This window comes from Sphingobacterium sp. 40-24, assembly GCF_001899705.1.
Lineage (GTDB): Bacteria > Bacteroidota > Bacteroidia > Sphingobacteriales > Sphingobacteriaceae > Sphingobacterium > Sphingobacterium multivorum.
In genome coordinates this window covers 140940-158932 of the sequence record NZ_MKWH01000006.1, presented here as the reverse complement: position 1 = coordinate 158932, position 17993 = coordinate 140940, and the positions used below count along the sequence as shown (strand labels likewise).

At 39.5% G+C, this 17993-nt stretch carries 19 protein-coding genes and 3 tRNA genes; 13 read left to right on the top strand and 9 right to left on the bottom strand.

The genetic code is table 11. The annotated features are described in order from the left end of the window. Positions 1-513: 513 nt before the first annotated feature. The 5 genes from obgE to BGP15_RS02005 all read right to left on the bottom strand — a co-directional run bounded on the left by obgE (position 514) and on the right by BGP15_RS02005 (position 2613). Positions 514-1512 (bottom strand): GTPase ObgE, encoded by a 999-nt coding sequence (gene obgE / locus BGP15_RS02025; RefSeq protein ID WP_204991046.1) that lies wholly within the window; start codon positions 1510-1512, stop codon positions 514-516. Between the two features lie 36 nt (positions 1513-1548). Next, positions 1549-2118, bottom strand: coding sequence for an adenylate kinase (locus tag BGP15_RS02020; protein WP_046675448.1), 570 nt, complete (start codon positions 2116-2118; stop codon positions 1549-1551). 74 nt (positions 2119-2192) lie between these two features. Beyond that, a tRNA-Arg gene (locus BGP15_RS02015) sits at positions 2193-2266 on the bottom strand. A gap of 172 nt (positions 2267-2438) precedes the next feature. Continuing rightward, positions 2439-2512: transfer RNA gene (locus BGP15_RS02010), tRNA-Arg, on the bottom strand. A 27-nt stretch (positions 2513-2539) separates the two neighbouring features. Continuing rightward, positions 2540-2613, bottom strand: a tRNA-Arg gene (locus BGP15_RS02005). 188 nt (positions 2614-2801) lie between these two features. Between BGP15_RS02005 and BGP15_RS02000 the strand changes: the two genes are divergently transcribed. Beyond that, positions 2802-3635 carry an alpha/beta fold hydrolase gene (locus BGP15_RS02000; protein WP_070567813.1) on the top strand — a complete coding sequence of 278 codons (834 nt, stop codon included), beginning with the start codon at positions 2802-2804 and terminating at the stop codon, positions 3633-3635. A gap of 106 nt (positions 3636-3741) precedes the next feature. On the opposite strand, the gene BGP15_RS01995 is transcribed toward BGP15_RS02000, so the two are convergent. Further along, a complete protein-coding gene (locus BGP15_RS01995) occupies positions 3742-4077 on the bottom strand; it encodes a DUF3276 family protein (RefSeq protein ID WP_070567815.1) in 336 nt (111 codons plus the stop codon). Between the two features lie 267 nt (positions 4078-4344). Here BGP15_RS01995 and BGP15_RS01990 point away from each other — a divergent pair, with 267 nt between their 5' ends. From BGP15_RS01990 to BGP15_RS01965, 6 genes are all read left to right on the top strand, one after another. Then, on the top strand, positions 4345-5226 hold the full coding sequence (locus tag BGP15_RS01990; RefSeq protein ID WP_083296035.1) for a LiaF transmembrane domain-containing protein: 882 nt from the start codon (positions 4345-4347) through the stop codon (positions 5224-5226). A 3-nt stretch (positions 5227-5229) separates the two neighbouring features. Continuing rightward, the gene (locus BGP15_RS01985) at positions 5230-6276 is read left to right on the top strand and encodes a sensor histidine kinase (protein ID WP_070567817.1); all 1047 of its coding nucleotides are present in this window, start codon (positions 5230-5232) and stop codon (positions 6274-6276) included. Continuing rightward, positions 6269-7009, top strand: coding sequence for a LytR/AlgR family response regulator transcription factor (locus tag BGP15_RS01980; protein WP_070567819.1), 741 nt, complete (start codon positions 6269-6271; stop codon positions 7007-7009). Before BGP15_RS01985 ends, BGP15_RS01980 begins: the two co-directional genes overlap by 8 nt. Before the next feature lie 31 nt (positions 7010-7040). Then, entirely contained in the window at positions 7041-8471 is a 1431-nt protein-coding gene (locus tag BGP15_RS01975) for a serine hydrolase domain-containing protein (RefSeq protein ID WP_286768571.1), read from the top strand. Between the two features lie 153 nt (positions 8472-8624). After that, positions 8625-9599 carry a 2-hydroxyacid dehydrogenase gene (locus tag BGP15_RS01970; RefSeq protein ID WP_112376107.1) on the top strand — a complete coding sequence of 325 codons (975 nt, stop codon included), beginning with the start codon at positions 8625-8627 and terminating at the stop codon, positions 9597-9599. Then, a complete protein-coding gene (locus tag BGP15_RS01965; RefSeq protein ID WP_286768570.1) occupies positions 9596-9754 on the top strand; it encodes a hypothetical protein in 159 nt (52 codons plus the stop codon). The genes BGP15_RS01970 and BGP15_RS01965 overlap by 4 nt, the downstream gene beginning before the upstream one ends. Here BGP15_RS01965 and BGP15_RS01960 read toward each other — a convergent pair. Next, the gene (locus BGP15_RS01960) at positions 9751-10608 is read right to left on the bottom strand and encodes a mechanosensitive ion channel family protein (protein ID WP_070567825.1); all 858 of its coding nucleotides are present in this window, start codon (positions 10606-10608) and stop codon (positions 9751-9753) included. The genes BGP15_RS01965 and BGP15_RS01960 overlap by 4 nt on opposite strands. Before the next feature lie 145 nt (positions 10609-10753). Between BGP15_RS01960 and BGP15_RS01955 the strand changes: the two genes are divergently transcribed. From BGP15_RS01955 to BGP15_RS01930, 6 genes are all read left to right on the top strand, one after another. Continuing rightward, a complete protein-coding gene (locus BGP15_RS01955; RefSeq protein ID WP_286768569.1) occupies positions 10754-11620 on the top strand; it encodes an AraC family transcriptional regulator in 867 nt (288 codons plus the stop codon). Between the two features lie 2 nt (positions 11621-11622). Then, positions 11623-12048, top strand: a complete 426-nt coding sequence (locus BGP15_RS01950) for a DUF983 domain-containing protein (RefSeq protein ID WP_046675442.1) — start codon at positions 11623-11625, stop codon at positions 12046-12048. Between the two features lie 26 nt (positions 12049-12074). Beyond that, positions 12075-13253 carry a cysteine desulfurase family protein gene (locus BGP15_RS01945; RefSeq protein ID WP_286768568.1) on the top strand — a complete coding sequence of 393 codons (1179 nt, stop codon included), beginning with the start codon at positions 12075-12077 and terminating at the stop codon, positions 13251-13253. Positions 13254-13334: 81 nt separating this feature from the next. Continuing rightward, positions 13335-13661: a HesB/IscA family protein gene (locus BGP15_RS01940; protein ID WP_046675441.1), complete on the top strand. Its 327-nt coding sequence runs from the start codon at positions 13335-13337 to the stop codon at positions 13659-13661. Between the two features lie 291 nt (positions 13662-13952). After that, on the top strand, positions 13953-14960 hold the full coding sequence (gene asnA, locus BGP15_RS01935; protein WP_070568272.1) for an aspartate--ammonia ligase: 1008 nt from the start codon (positions 13953-13955) through the stop codon (positions 14958-14960). Between the two features lie 237 nt (positions 14961-15197). Then, positions 15198-16451 carry a DEAD/DEAH box helicase gene (locus BGP15_RS01930; RefSeq protein ID WP_286768567.1) on the top strand — a complete coding sequence of 418 codons (1254 nt, stop codon included), beginning with the start codon at positions 15198-15200 and terminating at the stop codon, positions 16449-16451. Positions 16452-16635: 184 nt separating this feature from the next. Here BGP15_RS01930 and BGP15_RS01925 read toward each other — a convergent pair whose 3' ends face one another. Further along, positions 16636-17364, bottom strand: coding sequence for a menaquinone biosynthetic enzyme MqnA/MqnD family protein (locus BGP15_RS01925; protein ID WP_286768566.1), 729 nt, complete (start codon positions 17362-17364; stop codon positions 16636-16638). Then, positions 17357-17983, bottom strand: coding sequence for a histidine phosphatase family protein (locus tag BGP15_RS01920; RefSeq protein ID WP_286753744.1), 627 nt, complete (start codon positions 17981-17983; stop codon positions 17357-17359). Before BGP15_RS01920 ends, BGP15_RS01925 begins: the two co-directional genes overlap by 8 nt. Positions 17984-17993 lie beyond the last annotated feature (10 nt).

Genomic DNA, 17993 nt, shown 5'->3' with positions numbered 1-17993 from the left:
GATGGAACTGAAAAACAGTCGTCCATCAGGGATTAAATAATAGGTTGAAATTAATAAAAAAACTTAAAAAACATACATTTTTTGGAGCACAATGCTGTGCGCTAGTTCATCTTCCCGTTAAAATGACCTATTACTACAGAACAGCGATCTTTTTGCTTCGTAATCGCAGCTTTTTTCTTTTAATTTTTAGTTGCAGAAAATTAGAAATACGGAGGAATCAAATTCGTCTTTTTAACAGTGCTTGTTCAGTGTTCGTTCAGTGCTTGTTCAGTGCTTGCTCAGTGAAGACTGAATAAACAGTGAATAAATACTGACTAAAAACTGATTGAAAATTGGGATTAGGGATAAGTTGGTGGCTGAATGAGTCAGTTGTAATGCGTTTCTTAAATCAGCCAGTTGCCGTTACCACTAAAACTGGGGGCAATGAAAGTTTAAGGATAGAAATTCGTAATTAACATAAACAGAAAAGGCGCCCCACGGTGTGGGGCGCCTTTTCTGTTTATGTATTTAAACTTAAGAGTTGATTGCTTTCCAGATCATATCTTTCAATGGCAATATATTTTTACCGGTCACCGACGAAATGAAAATATAGGGTACATTTTCCGGCAGCTCCAGCTCCATTTCCTTCTCCAGCTCCTCATCGAGCATATCAGACTTGGTAATAGCCAGCAATTTAGGTTTATCTGCCAACTCGGGATTATATGCAGTCAGTTCATTCAATAGAATGGCGTACTCCTCCCGGATTGTCCGATCTGTATCGGCCGGCACCATAAACAACAAAACAGAATTTCGTTCGATATGCCGCAAGAAACGATACCCTAATCCCTTTCCTTCCGAAGCCCCTTCGATAATACCCGGAATATCGGCCATAACAAAAGAACGGTTATCCCGGTAGCTTACCATACCCAAATTAGGCACCAGTGTTGTAAAGGGGTAATTCGCGATTTCTGGTTTCGCAGCAGAGACCACGGACAACAACGTTGATTTACCTGCATTCGGGAATCCAACCAATCCAACATCAGCAAGAACCTTCAATTCGAGAATCATCCACTGCTCTTTCCCCGGAAGACCAGGTTGCGAAAACCGTGGTGTCTGTTGTGTCGGCGACTTAAAATGCCAATTGCCCAGCCCGCCTTTTCCACCCGGAACCAATATTCTGGTTTCACCGTCTTCTGTGATATCGAACAATACCTCTCCCGTCTCCGCATCCTTTGCAATCGTACCCAGTGGCACTTCCAAGATCTCATCACGTCCGGTTGCCCCGGTACGCAAAGAACTACCGCCAGACTCACCGTTTGACGCGATAATATGTTTACGATATTTTAAATGGAGTAACGTCCAGAGATTAGTCGTTCCTTTCAGTATAATATGTCCGCCACGACCGCCGTCACCACCATCGGGTCCACCAGTAGCGGTGTGCTTGTCACGGTGCAAATGAGCCGAACCTGCCCCACCATGTCCAGAACGACAACACACTTTCACATAATCAACAAAATTCGAACCTTGCGCCATTACAATTTATTACAGTCTAGAAAATACTTATCTTAATTAATAATTATCGATGATATCAGTCAAACTTTTAAAGATAGAATCGATATCGCCGATACCATTCACTTTAGAAAGCTTGCCTTGTGCCTCGTAATACGGCAACACATGAATCGTCTTTGTGAAATATTCATCGATACGCTTCACCAATTTATCCGCATCATCATCCGCACGACCAGAAATTTCCTTACGTTTAGCGATGCGTGCTTTTAATTCATCCTCATTCACATCCAGTGCGATTACGACCGAGATTGATGTATTGATACCTTCTAAAAAAGCATCCAATGCTTCAGCTTGAGCAACAGTACGAGGAAATCCATCAAAAATAAATCCTTTTGCATCCGGATTTTTCTTTACTTCCTCTTCCAGCATTGCTATCGTAATCGAATCTGGCACTAAATTTCCCTCAGCAATAATCTGGCTCACTTGTTGACCAAGTGGCGTTTGACCTTTAATGTGTGCTCTAAAAATATCACCAGTTGAAACATGAACCAATTGATATTTTTCAATAAGCTTTGCAGATTGGGTTCCCTTACCTGCACCCGGAGGGCCAAATATTACAAGGTTTAGCATAGTTTTATTTAAGAAATTAAAACGAGTTAAAAAATAAAAGCCTAATCACAGATGATGACTAGGCTTTTCAGTTGTGCGCTCCAAGGGAGTCGAACCCCTAACCTTCTGATCCGTAGTCAGATGCTCTATCCAATTGAGCTAGGAGCGCAATAAACCATTACGTTTAGAACTCTGTCCCATGTGTTTTGGTGACGCAAATATAGTCAGAATTCGTTTTTTTACAAATTTTTTTTCAAAAAGAAGTTCCCTTTACCATCGACAGCTTTGCAACAACGTTACTAAAAACAAAAAAGCCAATCAAATTGACTGGCTTTTCTTTGTGCACTCCAAGGGAGTCGAACCCCTAACCTTCTGATTCGTAGTCAGATGCTCTATCCAATTGAGCTAGGAATGCCTTTTTAAGATACAGAACCTGTATTCGTGCGCACCAAGGGAGTCGAACCCCTAACCTTCTGATTCGTAGTCAGATGCTCTATCCAATTGAGCTAGGAGCGCTAGGCAACCAAAACAAATCTGTTATCCTTTTCCGTTTTGGTGATGCAAATATCGTTATATTTATCGATTTAACAAACATTTTTTCTCTTTTTTAAACTTTATACAACAACATTTCTTTTATCTCGTTGATAATATTATATTTAAAATATCAACTTTTTTTTTTCAGACACGGACAAATGTTAGCATTCATGAGCAAAAGAGAATTAAAACTCAGTAAAATTCGCATCGGAGATATCAGTATCTCCTATTATATTCGCCCCAGCAAATTATACCCCGCTCCAAAAACAGTCATTTTCATCCATGGTTTTCCCTTCAACAAAAACACGTGGAAACAGCAGCTCCTGCAACTCGACGAAGATTATACAGGCATCGCCATTGATGTTCGCGGACATGGACTAAGCACCAATGGACATGGTTTTTTCTCCGTCGATGTTTTTGCCAAAGATCTAGTGGAATTTATTCGTAAACTCGACCTCAATCATGTCGTCCTTTGTGGAATTTCTATGGGCGGCTACATTGCACTCAGGACCTATGAACTGATCGGCCAACAACTCAAAGGACTTATCCTCTGTGACACGAATTCCCTTTCCGACGACAACAAAAGCAAACAAAAGCGTTTTGATTCCATTCAGGCGCTATTAAAATATGGCAGAAGACCGTTTGCCATTGGCTTTATCGCGAATGTATTTCACGATAAAACAATCCGTGAAAACCCCGAGGCTGTTGAACTCATCAAAAGCTGTATTCGCAGAAATGAAGTCGCCAGCATTTGTGCGACACAACTTGCTCTTGCTTCACGAACAGATACAACCCATTCGTTGAAGACCATTATTATCCCAACACTGATTATAAAAGGGAAACACGACAAGATGATGAGCGAAGAACAAACAAATATCCTTATCGAAAATATACCCGACGTCCGCTATATGGAGTTTGAAGAATCCGGGCACTTGCCGAATCTCGAGGAACCCGAAAAATTCAATGCCGTGCTAAATGATTTCCTGCGAAATATACCATTGTAACCATCACTTTGGTCGCCAAGTGCAACATCGGATATAAAAAACAACAAAAAAAGCCACGTCAGTGGCTTTTATTTCTTTCTTTCATTCAGATTTCGCTCTACAATTACTAGAACGAAAAATCATCTTTTGACCGAACACCCGCTTCTTCAGCGTATGCATCATCAAAGTTAGGCTCATAACGTTTCTCGATTACTTCCTGATTAGACTTGATGTAATTAACTACATCTGTCAAACCCTCAGCGAACTTTTCAAAATCTTCTTTATATAAGAAAATCTTATGCTTAATAAACTGGCCATCCTCAAAGCGTTTCTTGCTTTCTGTGATAGTAATGTAGTAATCGTTCGATCGAGTTGCTTTTACATCAAAAAAATAAGTACGCTTACCTGCTCTCACCTTTTTTGAAAAAACTTCTTCACGTTCTTTGTTTTCAAAATCTCCCATTGGTTGTTATTTAAGTTTAAAGTAATCTTAATCTTTGATAAATATATAATAATTCATTTTAATACACCAAATAATATTAAAAAAAAAGACAATTACGCATAAAAATGGCAGTTCCCCTTCCTAACATAGGCTAGATAAAAATTAAACAACAAGATTTTTTACCGACGAAATCATTACATTTACCGAAAATATAAGTTGTATTACCTAAAGCAAATATGTAGAATATATTTGTGCCTCTATCTTTGAGTCATAAATAGTAAAAACATTATGGAAAAAGAACCCATCATACCAAACAGCAATAATAGCCGCAATATTGTAGGAGCGATTGTGATCATCGTAGGTATATTCTTATTATTGAATAACCTCAATTTAGGAAGCTGGTTTCCGGATTGGTTATTTGGCTGGCAAACGATATTAATCATTATTGGATTGGTCATTGGCATAAATTCCCAATTTCAGAAAAAATCGGCAATTATCCTATTGATCATAGGCGGAGCGAGCCTTATTTCAAGAATGATGCGTACAGACTTTGGTTCTGTAACGGTCCCTATCATCATCATTTCGCTCGGGATCTACTTTATCATGAGCAAAAGGAAACCGCCGATGGTTCCCCCAACTTACCCTAATCCGCCACAAGGCTCTTACGACTGGGATAAGCGAGTCAGTGTACCTGTAGAGGGCGCAACTGAGAGCAACATTACGGATCAGGAATCAAGACCATTTAATGAACAATACGGTTCAAGCCAACAAGCCTCGCCTAATCAGCAGGCTTTTGGCGACAAAGAGAAAGGTTCCTTTCACCAGTCATTTGAGGACAACCTCAATCTGAACAGCATCTTTGCGGGCCAAAAGAAAGTCATTTATTCCAAAAACTTTAGAGGGGGCAATTTGACCAATGTATTTGGAAGCGTAGAGCTAGATTTAACAAAAGCAGATATTCAGCAGCCAATTGTGATCGATACGTTCCAATTGTTTGGCAGCGCACGTATAATTATCCCCCCACATTGGACAGTATTTAGTAACGTCGCCTCGGTCTTAGGCTCTGTCGATGACCGTCGGTTCCAAACGATTTATAACCCCGATACAGATAAAAAAATCTATATAACAGGCACCTGTATTTTAGGTAATTTAACCATAAAAAATGCTTAATAGATGAAAAGCAAGCTGTTCCTCAGTGTTAAAAGTCGACTAATTGGCATTATCTGTGTATCCGTATTTATCGGATATCTTGCATTACAATACCTATTGATGCTTCGTTCTGGATTTGATCAGCAACTTGCATTCAAGGATTCATTTATAAACAGTATGGTGATGATGTTTTGCTGCTATGGCATGTCATCAGCACTCAATTTCTACACCCCACAACCCCGGGAGATTTGGAAAGTACTCATCATCGGTTTAATCATGGGCGCAATAAGCATCGCATTAAGCCGATTCTTGATGAGTTACTTTATCCAATCGACCTTTACCCCATTGCTGGACTTAACATTACCTTATCGGGGCATCGTTAACTTCCTCATTTTGACTTCTGTTGCCATTATCAACATTGTCTGGAATATTCAGGAAGACAATATCAACAATATCAAACGGAAGCAGGAATCCGAAAATTTACTTCGGGAAGCCGAACTGTATAATCTAAGACAACAGTTACAGCCTCATTTCCTCTTCAATAGCCTCAACTCCATTATAGCACTTATTGGCGCCAATCCGGATGAAGCCCGAAACATGACGTTCCAGCTATCGGACTTTTTAAGAGGAACACTAAGAAAAGAAAATAATCAAATTATCACACTTGAAGAAGAACTCGATCACCTTCAACTTTATCTCGATATTGAAAAAGTACGCTTCGGTCATCGACTCAATACATCCATCTCTTCTTCAGAAGAAATTTTTAACAATAGATTGCCTGCCATGATTATTCAGCCACTGGTGGAGAATGCGATTAAACACGGGTTATATAATGTAACGGATCAAGTAGAAATTAAAATAAAATGCCATTCGAATGATGGCCAACTGCTGATCCAGATTACCAACCCATTCGATACCGAAGAACAGTCAAAACCAAAAAAAGGCACTGGATTTGGACTATCGAGTATTCAACGCAGATTATATCTCCTTTATGGAAGAAATGATCTACTGGAAACTCAAATTCAGGACAACATATTTATTAGCACCCTAAAAATACCTCAATATGATTAAAGTCGTAATTATCGATGATGAACCCCTTGCACGCTCCATTATTGCGGGTTACCTAAAAAATGAAGCCGATATATCCATTGTGGCGGAATGTGGTGATGGCTTTGAAGCTGTTAAGGCTATCCATACGCACGAACCGGATTTAATTTTTCTGGACGTACAAATGCCCAAATTGACCGGATTTGAAATGCTTGAACTCGTTGACGACCCTCCGGCGGTCATCTTTACGACCGCTTTTGACGAATACGCCTTGAAAGCTTTCGAAAAGAACGCCTTGGATTACCTATTAAAACCAGTATCACCAACACGTTTCAAAAAAGCTTTAGAAAAATTCAGAGCAAGCTACTCCGCACCTGAGAAAAAAGTTCAACCCAACTACGAAGTGCTTACAGCGCAGGACGAAACAAAAATCGACCGTATTGTTGTCAAAACAGGCACCCAGATCAAGATTATTCCGATTGATACCGTCAAATACCTGGAGTCTTATGACGACTATGTTAAAATTCATACCAAAGATGGCATGTACCTGAAAAATAAAACAATGGCATTTTTTGAAAAATCTTTGGATCCGAATCAATTTGTCCGTATACACCGATCTTTTATCATTAAAGTGGATCAGTTGGCCAAATTGGAACCTTATGAAAAGGATTCGTATATTGCTGCACTGACATCAGGCGAAAAGCTCAATATCAGTAAATCAGGCTATGCCCGATTAAAACAATTGATTGGAATTTAAACATTCCGTAGATTTGTGCCCATCAATCGTTATGAAACATTTTATTACAATAGTATTGCTGGGCATCACATCTTACTCCTTTGCCCAAACGAATCCTGCAGAACAGATCAATAAAGGAGTTTACAATAAGCTGGAATTTTTTATCAATTCCCAGATGACAGACTCCGCCTATAATTTGGCCAGTGACACCTTCAAACAACAATTTAGCTTAGCCAAATTCACGCAAGTACTACAGGAACTCTATCCCTTAGGACGAGTAAAAAGCTCAACGATAAAAGAATTTGAAAAAGGACTTGCAACCTATCAGATGGACTTCGACAGCAAATCGTATGAGGTTCTTTTTGCAACGGACACAACCTTAAAATTCAATACATTAAAATTCACTCCTCTGGCAATCAAGCCTCAAGTTGAAAAAACTATTGTGGTACCTGCCACACAGAAATCAGTCGATAATGACGACCTTTTTGTCGATTCTGTTGCAAATGCTTATTTGAAACAACAAAATACGCAATCACTTGCAATTGGCATTCTAAAGAATGGACAAACAAAAAGCTATTTCTATGGTGAGACTGCCAAAGGCAACCAAACAGCGCCTACAAAAACGTCTACCTATGAAATTGGTTCGTTAAGTAAAGTTTTTACCGCTATACTTTTGTCAAATCTTGTCGAAGAAGGAACGATAACCTTAGATCAGCCTATTGCGCTATTTCTTCCTGATACACTCAAGAAAAATGAAGAACTTTCAAAAATAACGTTTCAAATGTTGGCCAATCATACCTCTGGCTTACCAAGACTTCCTGACAATCTCGACAAAGTCAAAGGATTTAACGAAAACGATCCTTACAAAACATACGATAAAAAAGCACTTTATAGTTTCCTCGCAAGCTTTAAAAATAACAAGAAACCAGGTGAAGAGTATGAGTACAGCAACCTTGGTTACGCCGTATTAGGAGACATTATATGCAGTATCTATAAAAAAAGCTATGATCAGCTCGTAAAAGACATCATCTGCAAGCCACTCGAAATGAGTAATACCTTTCAGGTATTGGATCCTAAAAGAAAAGATACCTTTAAAGTATACAACAAAGATGGTCAAGAAGTAATTCCCTGGTCGTTTGACGCTTTTGGTCCCGCTGGCGGATTAAAATCGACTCTTGAGGATCTGCTTAAATTTGCGAATGCGCAATTCAAGATGCCGCAGACCCCATTGGAAAACGCCATGGCAAACACCAGATTGTTTACTTTTTTTCTGCCTCCAGACACCGACTTGGGACTCGCATGGCATATGAACCTGATTGACGACCTAACGGTCTATTGGCACAATGGCGGAACTGCCGGAAGCAGCTCCTATCTAGCCTTATCGCCCGATAAAAAAAGTGGCGTTATCATCTTGTCCAATTCTGCCATCTCTGCCGATGATAAGGGTAAAGCTATTTTAGATTACATACTCCGTAAAAAATAAAGTTCAAAAAATAGAGAATAATGAGCCATATTGAAACAACAATATGGTTTTTTTTGTTGTTATAGCGATGAGTGATCATTAATTTTGACTAGAAGAAAACACAAATTGGTTTACCAAAATCAATCACAAGAAAGCTAAAGAACAGCTATTTGCATGAAGATATTTATCACTAAAAAAATACCACAAAAAGGTATAGATTTATTAAAATCTGCCGGTCACGATCTAACGATACACGATTCAGCTGATCCCCTATCCGAAAGGCAGCTTATCGAAGCGAGCCAACAGGCCGATTACGTGCTGAATGGTGGGATGCAAAAGTTTGATGCTAATTTTTTCCAAAACTGCCCAAACCTTAAAGCCCTATCCCTCATGAGTGTCGGCTATGACAATGTGGATATCGCTGCCGCAACACAGCATGGAATACCTGTAAGCAATACGCCAGGCATACTTTCGGGAGCAACAGCTGATGTCGCATTCCTTTTAATGCTATCGGTATCGCGGAAGGCATTTTTCAACCACAAGAGAATTTTGCAGGGCGAATGGAAAGGTTTTGATCCAACGGCAAACCTAGGCATCGAGCTCAACAACAAAACACTGGGTATTTATGGACTGGGACGAATTGGCTTTGAATTCGCGAGAAAAGCCAAAGCAGCGTATAACATGGATATTATCTATTACAATCGGAGCCGTAATGAGGAAGCAGAGCAAATTCTTGGCGCACGATATGTGAATTTCGACGATCTGCTCACGCGGAGCGATGTCCTTTCAATCCATGCGGCGTTGACAGCGGAGACTAAAAACCGGTTTGACAAAATGACATTTGCGCGCATGAAAAACTCCGCTATATTGATTAATACCGCCAGAGGCGGATTGGTCAATGAAATAGATCTAACAGAAGCTCTAGAGACTGGCCAACTATGGGGTGCCGGACTTGATGTGACAAATCCTGAACCGATGGATCCGAAAAATCCACTGTTAAATATGGAAAATGTCTGTGTACTGCCACACATCGGGTCTGCTACAGAAGAAACGCGGGATAATATGGCAATGATGGCCGCCAGTAACTTACTGGCAGCAATTAAAGGCGAAAAAATGCCGCAGATTATCAATAAAGAGGTATATCAATGAAACGAAGATTTTTTCAGCTTTTAAACAGCTTAAATAAAGCCATCTTACCAAAATATGGTAAGATGGATCCCTTGAAATTAAAAAAGTACCAGCAGGCTATCATTGCCTACCGGTACTTTGTCCTTTTACACGCCTTGGGAACAGATCAGGACTAAGCTTTTGCAGTCCCTAGGTCGCTTGAATTCGAAACAATGCTAATCTGTGTCGGATTGGAAGATAAACTAATATCGTTCCTTTCCAGCTCCAACATAATCTTTTCCTGCATTGAGTTTCGAGCAGCGACATAATGCTCTCTTTTCGTCCACGCACGAACGGTTAAAACCATGGCACTGTCTCCCAATTCTTTGATAAAAACAGTTGGCTCTGGAGTTGTCAACACATTTTCATTCGAACGGAGAACTCTTAATATAATATCTTTCGCTTCTTTCACATTTTTATCATAAGAGATACTGATGGTATATTCAAACATGCGTTGCACAATTTTCGTATAGTTTTTAATAACCGAATTGGCCAAAGGGCCATTTGGGCTAAAAACACGTACACCATCATCGCCTATTAAAGTGGAATACAAGATATCAATCCTCTCTACAGTACCTGCGGTACCATTTGCACTCGAGATGGAATCCCCTACCTCAAATGGTCTAAACATCAAAATCAGCACTCCGCCGGCAAAATTACTCAGACTTCCCTGCAGCGCCATACCAACGGCCAACCCAAAGGCGGATAAAGCAGCAATAAAAGAAGTTGTCTGTATTCCAATCTGACTTGCGACGGTGAGGAGCAACATCACCCACATGACGATCTTTACAATACTGGAGATAAATGCCCGAATAGAGGGATCTACATTCTTCTTTTCGAAACGTTTATGTAATAAGCGATCTACAAAATTGATCACATATTTCCCAAGAATCAATAGGATAATTCCACCTATAATCCCCGGAATAGACTCAATGACAATATCGGTCAAACGACCAAATCTACTCCCCAAACTATTTAAATTACTTTCCATGTTGTAAAATATATTTTAAACCTCTAGGCACAAGGATTGTTCCAACATATCGTATACCGTATCAAAATATAAAAATCATTGAAAAACACCATAAAAGACCAAATAAACACCACTATTAAAAGAATATTTAGCGTAATTTTGCTATATGAATAGAAAAAATACCATTCCGATTATTGATAGTTGTAGCATTGATCTCAATAACAAAACAACGATTCATATTGATGATCTAAAAGAATATATCATCAAGCATCAGGATATGGTATTTCCTCACAAACATAATTTTTTCCATTTTGTGCTATTCACCAAGGGCTCAGGAGAACACATTATTGATTTCAATCATTACAACATTGAACCTTATCAAATCTATTTTATGGTACCAGGTCAAGTTCATACCTGGAACTTTACAGGTGACGAAGAAGGCTATGTTGTCAATTTTTCCATTGACTATTTTCAGTCTTTTCTCTTAAGAACCGATTACCTGGAACGCTTCAGCTTCTTACAGGGTAAAATTGAGCAGCTTATTTTTGTTATTGCGGAACAATTTCGCAAGCAGGCTATTCACATTCTTGAACAAATTGCTTCCGCAAAAGCGGTAGGTCAATCGGAAGACTATATCCGTACACTTCTGCTCCAATTTATATTGTATATCTCAATTTCTACAGAAAAAGATCATCAAGAGCACAGTACGCCATATAATCACAAAATATTCAATAGTTTTCAGCAATTGGTTGAACAGCAATTCAGATCTACCAAATTGCCCAGTGTGTACGCAGATCAGTTATTTATTACACCCAATCATCTGAATGCGATCTGCAAATCCTACATCGGACAATCAGCAGGTGAAATTATACGAAACCGGATTGTACTCGAAGCGAAGCGACTATTGGTCAATCGAAACTTAAATATCAATGAGATTGCAGATGAGCTGCAATTCAATGACAACTCATACTTTACTAAATTTTTCAAAAAATCCGCTGGGCTCACACCAGAAGAGTTCAGAAAACAACTATAACTATGGAAGAGGTTAAATACGAATTATCTGAATTTAAAGCTGCATGGCAAGCGAAATGTCCAAGATGCCGGATCGGCCATGTATACCAAGGTCCTGCCTATGGTCTTAAAGTACAAAAAATGAATAGCCATTGCGAATACTGTGGACTTCGTTACGAGCGTGAGCCAGGTTACTTTTATGGTGCCATGTATGTTACCTATGCGTTCTCCATAGCAGAAATGGTTACGGCTTGTATGGCAACCTATATCCTGACAGGCAATGATTCTTCATTTATACTGTATGCAACCGTTGCCATCATGAGCGTTGTTTTAATGTCGCCATTCAACTACCGTTATTCCCGTATCATACTGATGTATTGGTTGACCCCGGGCTTAAGATATGATCCAAATGTCAAAAAAAAGGAAGTTGATGTGAAGGCTTCAGCATAACCTTCATTATCCTTATCTTTATCCTGATGAAGGATATCATTTATTTGGACAACAACGCAACAACACGAATTTTGGATGAAGTATGGAATACCATGACCCCCTACTTCATCCAAAACTATGCGAATGCATCTAGTGTTTATCACCAAATGGGGCGTGAAGCCAATGCCGCCGTCCAACTGGCTAGAGCGCAAATAGCTGAAGCACTTAATTGTTCACCAAAAGAACTATTTTTCAATTCAGGTGCAACAGAAAGTATTAATACCGTAATCTGTGGCATATTTGACAAATATCAATCCAAAGGAAATCATATTATCACCGTTTCAACAGAACACAAAGCTGTATTAAGCTGCTGTGAACAACTGACGAAAAAAGGAGCGCAGATCACCTATCTCCCCGTCGATGCACAAGGCGTGATTCGTATAGACGATTTAAAAAATGCGATGAGCTCCCAGACCATACTCGTTTGCATCATGGCGGCAAATAACGAGACAGGAGTATGCACATCGCTAACTCAAATCGCCACTATTTGTAAGGAGAAAGACATCTTATTTTTCTGTGACGCTACGCAGGCTATTGGAAAAATCAACATTGATCTACAAAAAGTCCCGATTGACCTTTTATGCCTGAGCGCGCATAAACTTCATGGCCCGAAGGGAGTCGGCGCCTTATACATCCGTCGCAAATCGAAGCCGATTCAGATTACCCCGCTGCTTGTAGGTGGTGGTCAGGAAAGCGGATTTAGAGGCGGCACGTACAACGTTCCAGCTATCGTCGGCTTTGGAAAAGCCCTGTCTCTGATTAATCCAGCATCTTATGATACGGTCGAACGAAACCGCGATCTATTGGAAGAACTTTTAAGTGATATTCCTGAAATCATCATTCATGGAAAAAATGCATCCCGCCTACCCAACACCAGTTACATTAGTTTTAAACACATCCTAGCCAGCGAAATAATGACTGCCTGTCCTGCTTTGGCCCTTTCCTCGGGCTCAGCCTGTGTAACCGGATCCAGAGAACCGTCCCATGTTTTAATGGCTATGAATGTTTCCAAAGAAGATGCATTATCGGCCATTCGCTTTAGCTTAAGCATATTTACGACTCAAGAGGATATTATACAATGCGCTCAATTGGTCACAGATGCGGTTGGCAAAATCCGCGATCAATCCCCCATCTGGCAACTTTTCAAAGCTGGCCTGATCGATTAATTTATGACATTCTAAAAACTTTAGAACAGGCGAAATATAACAAGATTGTACGTATCTTTGTGCTATACAAAGGATATTACTATGATTACAGTTACTGACAAAGCAAAAACTCGTATCGAGGAAATCATGAAGGATGAGCAATATGACAGCAATTACTTTGTGCGTGTTGCTGTGGAAAGTGGCGGTTGTTCGGGCTTGAGTTATAAGCTGAACTTCGATAACGAAGAAAAAAAAGGTGATCAATTTTTCGAAGATAAAGGCGTGAAGGTCTGTTTGGATATAAAATCGTTTTTATACCTAGCAGGTACAGAACTGGATTATTCCGATGGTTTGAACGGAAAAGGTTTTGAATTCCATAACCCTAATGCGAGCCGGACCTGTGCATGCGGCGAAAGTTTCTCCGTTTAATCAATCACGTCGATCCACCATAAATAAAAGAGCCCTGAAATATTCAGGGCTCTTTTAGTAAGTAACCAAACACTTTTAGTTGCACCAACAAATTATTAGTTTTATAATTAAATATTGACCTACCTTCATTTTGTTAGAATTTTTTTATTTTTTCAACTTTTTAATGGATAAATATTAAAAATCACAACCAAACAGATTAACCAGTGATATTTTCATACTTTTGTAGGAAATAACTGAATAAAAAATAAAACCATGCGTATCAATCCGCACATGGTATTTCATTTAACTCATATGGAGGGAAGAAAACTTTTAAATACCGAAGTTGCTATCAGCTTCGTTAAAGATACATTTGTCCAACAACTAAAGAAAGCATTAAACTTAATTCCGATCTCATCGCCATTGGTGGTTTTAGACGGCACAGGATTAAATGATGACTTAAATGGAATTGAGCGCCCGGTATCATTTCCGATTAAATCATTGAATGAAAAAAGGGCTGTCGTCGTACATTCATTGGCAAAATGGAAAAGAGTCCGTTTAAAAGAACTTGAAATGTTACCCGGGGAAGGCATCGTGACAGACATGAAAGCACTGCGTCCTGATGAAGATTACACCCCTATTCATTCGATATATGTAGACCAATGGGATTGGGAAAAAGTAATCGATAAAGATCAACGTACTTTGGCCTTACTGAAAGATACCGTATTAAAAATTTACGATGCATTACGCTATACAGAACAACAGGTTGAAAGCAAGTATCCACAGATAAAAGCTATTCTTCCAGAAACCATTACATTTATTGCAGCAGAAGAACTTCTGCAAAAATATCCTAATCTAACTGCAAAAGAACGTGAAAATACCATCACAAAAGAATATGGTGCAGTATTTTTATATGGTATCGGCGGGGCACTCAGCAATGGTGTTGCACACGATGGGCGCGCAGCAGACTACGACGATTGGAGTACTGCAAATGAGGCTGGACACAAAGGATTGAATGGAGATATTCTCGTATGGAACCCCATCTTAAATTCAGCCTTTGAGCTTTCTTCCATGGGGATTCGCGTCGATAAAACCGCTTTGGCACATCAAATGGAAATCAGAAATTGCACTGAAAAATCCAAACTGACTTTCCATAGCATGCTTCTCAATGATCAATTACCGGAATCTATGGGCGGTGGAATCGGACAATCCCGTGTCTGTATGTTTATGCTCAAAAAACAACATATTGGAGAAGTTCAAGTCAGTATCTGGGAAGAGGACAAAAAAGAAACATTAAGACAAGAAGGTATTGATATCCTATAAAACAATACTTATGGAAAATTAATAACTCGGCAACTATACCGCGTGTTTCAGTATACCGATAAAAATCAAGGCAAGGTAATCATCTTTTATAGACTGATTACCTTGTTTTTTTAATTACAAAATGCCTAAAAAATTTTCATTCGAGTTTGTTCCTTTCAAAATAGCGGTATTTTGTATTTTTGCTGAATGCAGCTAGAAGCTATTTTAAATAAATTAGGTATCTCATCCTTAAATGAGATGCAAGAAAAAGTAGTGGAATCGTACCAAAAAGATCATGATTTCATCTTACTTTCACCCACAGGATCTGGCAAAACCTTGGCCTTTTCATTGCTCATTTTAGAGCAACTGAAGGAAATCGTTCGGGAGGTTCAAGTACTGATCTTAGCGCCGACCCGCGAACTGGCCTTACAGATAGAGCAAGTGCTTCGCAAGGTAGCCACTGGCCACAAAGTCACCTGTGCCTATGGCGGTCATAGTACCCGTATTGAAAAAAATGAATTCAAGGATGCTCCCGGAATTATTATAGGAACTCCAGGACGCATAAAACAACATATCGAAGAAGGAAATTTTGATCCTTCCGGTATTCATACCCTCGTGCTAGACGAATTTGATAAATCGTTGGAACTGGGATTTCAGCAACAAATGGATTTTATTATTCGACATATACCGGCCATCAGATCGCGGATATTGACTTCTGCAACGATGATGGATGCAATTCCGCCTTTTACACAGATAGAGGAGCCTATTCTTGTCGATTTTTTGAATAATTCACAAAATATACCCCGCATTACAATTAAAAAAGTAGTTGCCCCTGTTCAAAAGAAATTGGAGGCACTACTAAAACTTATCTGCAAGATTGGGACGAAAAAAATGATTATCTTCTGTAACCATCGCGATGCCGTCGATCACATCAGCGAACTACTGGATAATCGCAATATTATTCACGACACCTTTCATGGCGGACTTGAACAGCAAGATCGTGAACTGGCGCTTCTCAAATTCCGTAATCATTCCAACAATGTTTTGATCACGACCGATTTGGCTGCAAGAGGGCTGGATATCCCCGAAGTTGATGCCATTATTCATTATCAGCTACCGCATAAAGAAGATGGCTTTATTCATCGCAATGGACGTACTGCGCGTATGCAGGCAAAGGGTGATGTCTATGTCATCTTAAAGCCGGAAGAAGCGTATCCCTATATAGCGGAGGAAATACCTGAAGAGGAATTTCCCGAATACTATGATCTTCCTGAAAATTCACCTTTCGCCACACTTTATGTTAGTGCTGGAAGAAAAGACAAAGTCAATAAAATTGACATCGTAGGTTTTCTCCTGCATTTGGAAGGTGTTGAAAAAGACGACATTGGTATAATAGAAGTGAAAGATAAGGTCGCTTATGTCGCCGTTAAAAGAAAGCTTGCTCCTTTTATTATCAACAAGGCAGATGGGCAAAAAATCAAAGGACGTAAAGTAAAAATTGGACGTACTTAAAGGTCCAAAACATTGGTTAATTGGAATTCAAGTGTAAAACGGTGGCTTCAATTCTTGTATTTTCTTCTTTGGAAATCAATCGCCAGGTAAGCCTTCACAATACCGTGTAAGGCTTACCTGGCGATTCTGATTTAAAATTTTTCAGGGTATGTCATCGTTCCTGTTCAGGCCAAGCGCCCCCAGGTTAATCCAATTCTTTTAAATACCGGAGATACAATTGCACAGCTTCGCGCTTCTTGGCTGTCAAATGGAAATTAAGATGCTCTGTCAGATATTTGGTATAATCAAAGTCCTCAAATTCTGGGAGACCGGCTATCACATCGGTTGCATGTTCAACGCCATACGCTAAAGCTTCATTGAATTCCTCTACAAAAGAGTCGGGAAGTTTTTTGTTACTTACCCATAAGGCAAAAGCGAAAGGTAATCCGGTGAAGTTAAACCATTCTTCCCCCAAATCATAAACATAGGGTACTGCATTCTTCTTACCGAAAGTACGATCCCCAATTAAAACATAGGCATCTGGCTCGATAGATTCATCAGCGATCAATTCCACATCCTTTTTCCAATAATTTTTTATCAATACACGTGCTAAACCATTTGAAGTGCGCGATTGCTTATCTAAACGTAAAGTTTTTACCTCTTCAATGGGTTTATTGGCAAAAATAAAGACAGAATCGACAGCACCTTCCGTGCCGATACAAAAATCGGTATTAATATAGTACTCGGGTAGACTTAATAAGGCAGCTGTCGGTATAATCCCGATATCAGCTTGATCGTCGATTACTTTCTGTGCACAGGCACTTGGATAATCGACGCTCAAGTCGATTTGCTCCATCACTTTCGATTTACGTATTCCATTCAAAAATGGATAAGTATTGGTATACGATACGGCAGAAACTCTAATTTTATTCATTTATCAATGCTTCTAAGTGTGCGGTATTGTAATGGTCTACAATCTCAAATTGACCATTATCATACAGCAATTTATATAAAGCAGTATTTGTATGCGGGAAATCATCCATATAACGGGCATCGACACCAGTCATTAGACAAAGCATAATCCGTAAAGCACGACCGTGCATACAGACTAATATGTTTTTTTCATCTGTCTGAGCGAGCATATGATCCAAGGCGATTTGTTGACGCGCCATTAATTCATGAGGAGACTCTCCGTTTTCGATACTGACATCCAATTCTCCATTGCGCCATGCTGCGACCAATTTTTCAAAACCAGCTAGCAACTCCGGTGTTTGTTCTTTTCCTTCATAAACTCCCCAGCTTATTTCATCCAAACCAACAAGCTGTTCCCAAGGTAAATCCAAATCAATGAACCCCTGTACAGTTTGATGAGTACGCAATAAAGTGGAGGTATATATCTTATCAAAAGGCACCGTATTGTAGCGATCAAAGAAAGCCTGAGCTTGAGCTATGCCCATTTTATTGAGTGGGGAATTAACACCCCGCCCCTGCACAATACCTCTTAAATTTAGATCAGTCTGTCCGTGTCGTATAAAATAAAATGTCTTTTTCAACGTGCGATAT

Bases quoted from the DNA above. Each gene is read 5' to 3' on its own strand.
- obgE (WP_204991046.1), bottom strand. From the start codon at position 1,512: ATGGCGCAAGGTTCGAATTTTGTTGATTATGTGAAAGTGTGTTGTCGT.
- BGP15_RS01990 (WP_083296035.1), top strand. From the start codon at position 4,345: ATGGAAAAAGAACCCATCATACCAAACAGCAATAATAGCCGCAATATT.
- BGP15_RS01950 (WP_046675442.1), top strand. From the start codon at position 11,623: ATGGAAGAGGTTAAATACGAATTATCTGAATTTAAAGCTGCATGGCAA.
- BGP15_RS01940 (WP_046675441.1), top strand. From the start codon at position 13,335: ATGATTACAGTTACTGACAAAGCAAAAACTCGTATCGAGGAAATCATG.
- asnA (WP_070568272.1), top strand. From the start codon at position 13,953: ATGGAGGGAAGAAAACTTTTAAATACCGAAGTTGCTATCAGCTTCGTT.
- BGP15_RS01980 (WP_070567819.1), top strand. From the start codon at position 6,269: ATGATTAAAGTCGTAATTATCGATGATGAACCCCTTGCACGCTCCATT.
- BGP15_RS01945 (WP_286768568.1), top strand. From the start codon at position 12,075: ATGAAGGATATCATTTATTTGGACAACAACGCAACAACACGAATTTTG.
- BGP15_RS01955 (WP_286768569.1), top strand. From the start codon at position 10,754: ATGAATAGAAAAAATACCATTCCGATTATTGATAGTTGTAGCATTGAT.
- BGP15_RS01925 (WP_286768566.1), bottom strand. From the start codon at position 17,364: ATGAATAAAATTAGAGTTTCTGCCGTATCGTATACCAATACTTATCCA.
- BGP15_RS01930 (WP_286768567.1), top strand. From the start codon at position 15,198: ATGCAAGAAAAAGTAGTGGAATCGTACCAAAAAGATCATGATTTCATC.
- BGP15_RS01960 (WP_070567825.1), bottom strand. From the start codon at position 10,608: ATGGAAAGTAATTTAAATAGTTTGGGGAGTAGATTTGGTCGTTTGACC.
- BGP15_RS02000 (WP_070567813.1), top strand. From the start codon at position 2,802: ATGAGCAAAAGAGAATTAAAACTCAGTAAAATTCGCATCGGAGATATC.
- BGP15_RS01970 (WP_112376107.1), top strand. From the start codon at position 8,625: ATGAAGATATTTATCACTAAAAAAATACCACAAAAAGGTATAGATTTA.
- BGP15_RS01995 (WP_070567815.1), bottom strand. From the start codon at position 4,077: ATGGGAGATTTTGAAAACAAAGAACGTGAAGAAGTTTTTTCAAAAAAG.
- BGP15_RS01965 (WP_286768570.1), top strand. From the start codon at position 9,596: ATGAAACGAAGATTTTTTCAGCTTTTAAACAGCTTAAATAAAGCCATC.
- BGP15_RS02020 (WP_046675448.1), bottom strand. From the start codon at position 2,118: ATGCTAAACCTTGTAATATTTGGCCCTCCGGGTGCAGGTAAGGGAACC.
- BGP15_RS01985 (WP_070567817.1), top strand. From the start codon at position 5,230: ATGAAAAGCAAGCTGTTCCTCAGTGTTAAAAGTCGACTAATTGGCATT.
- BGP15_RS01975 (WP_286768571.1), top strand. From the start codon at position 7,041: ATGAAACATTTTATTACAATAGTATTGCTGGGCATCACATCTTACTCC.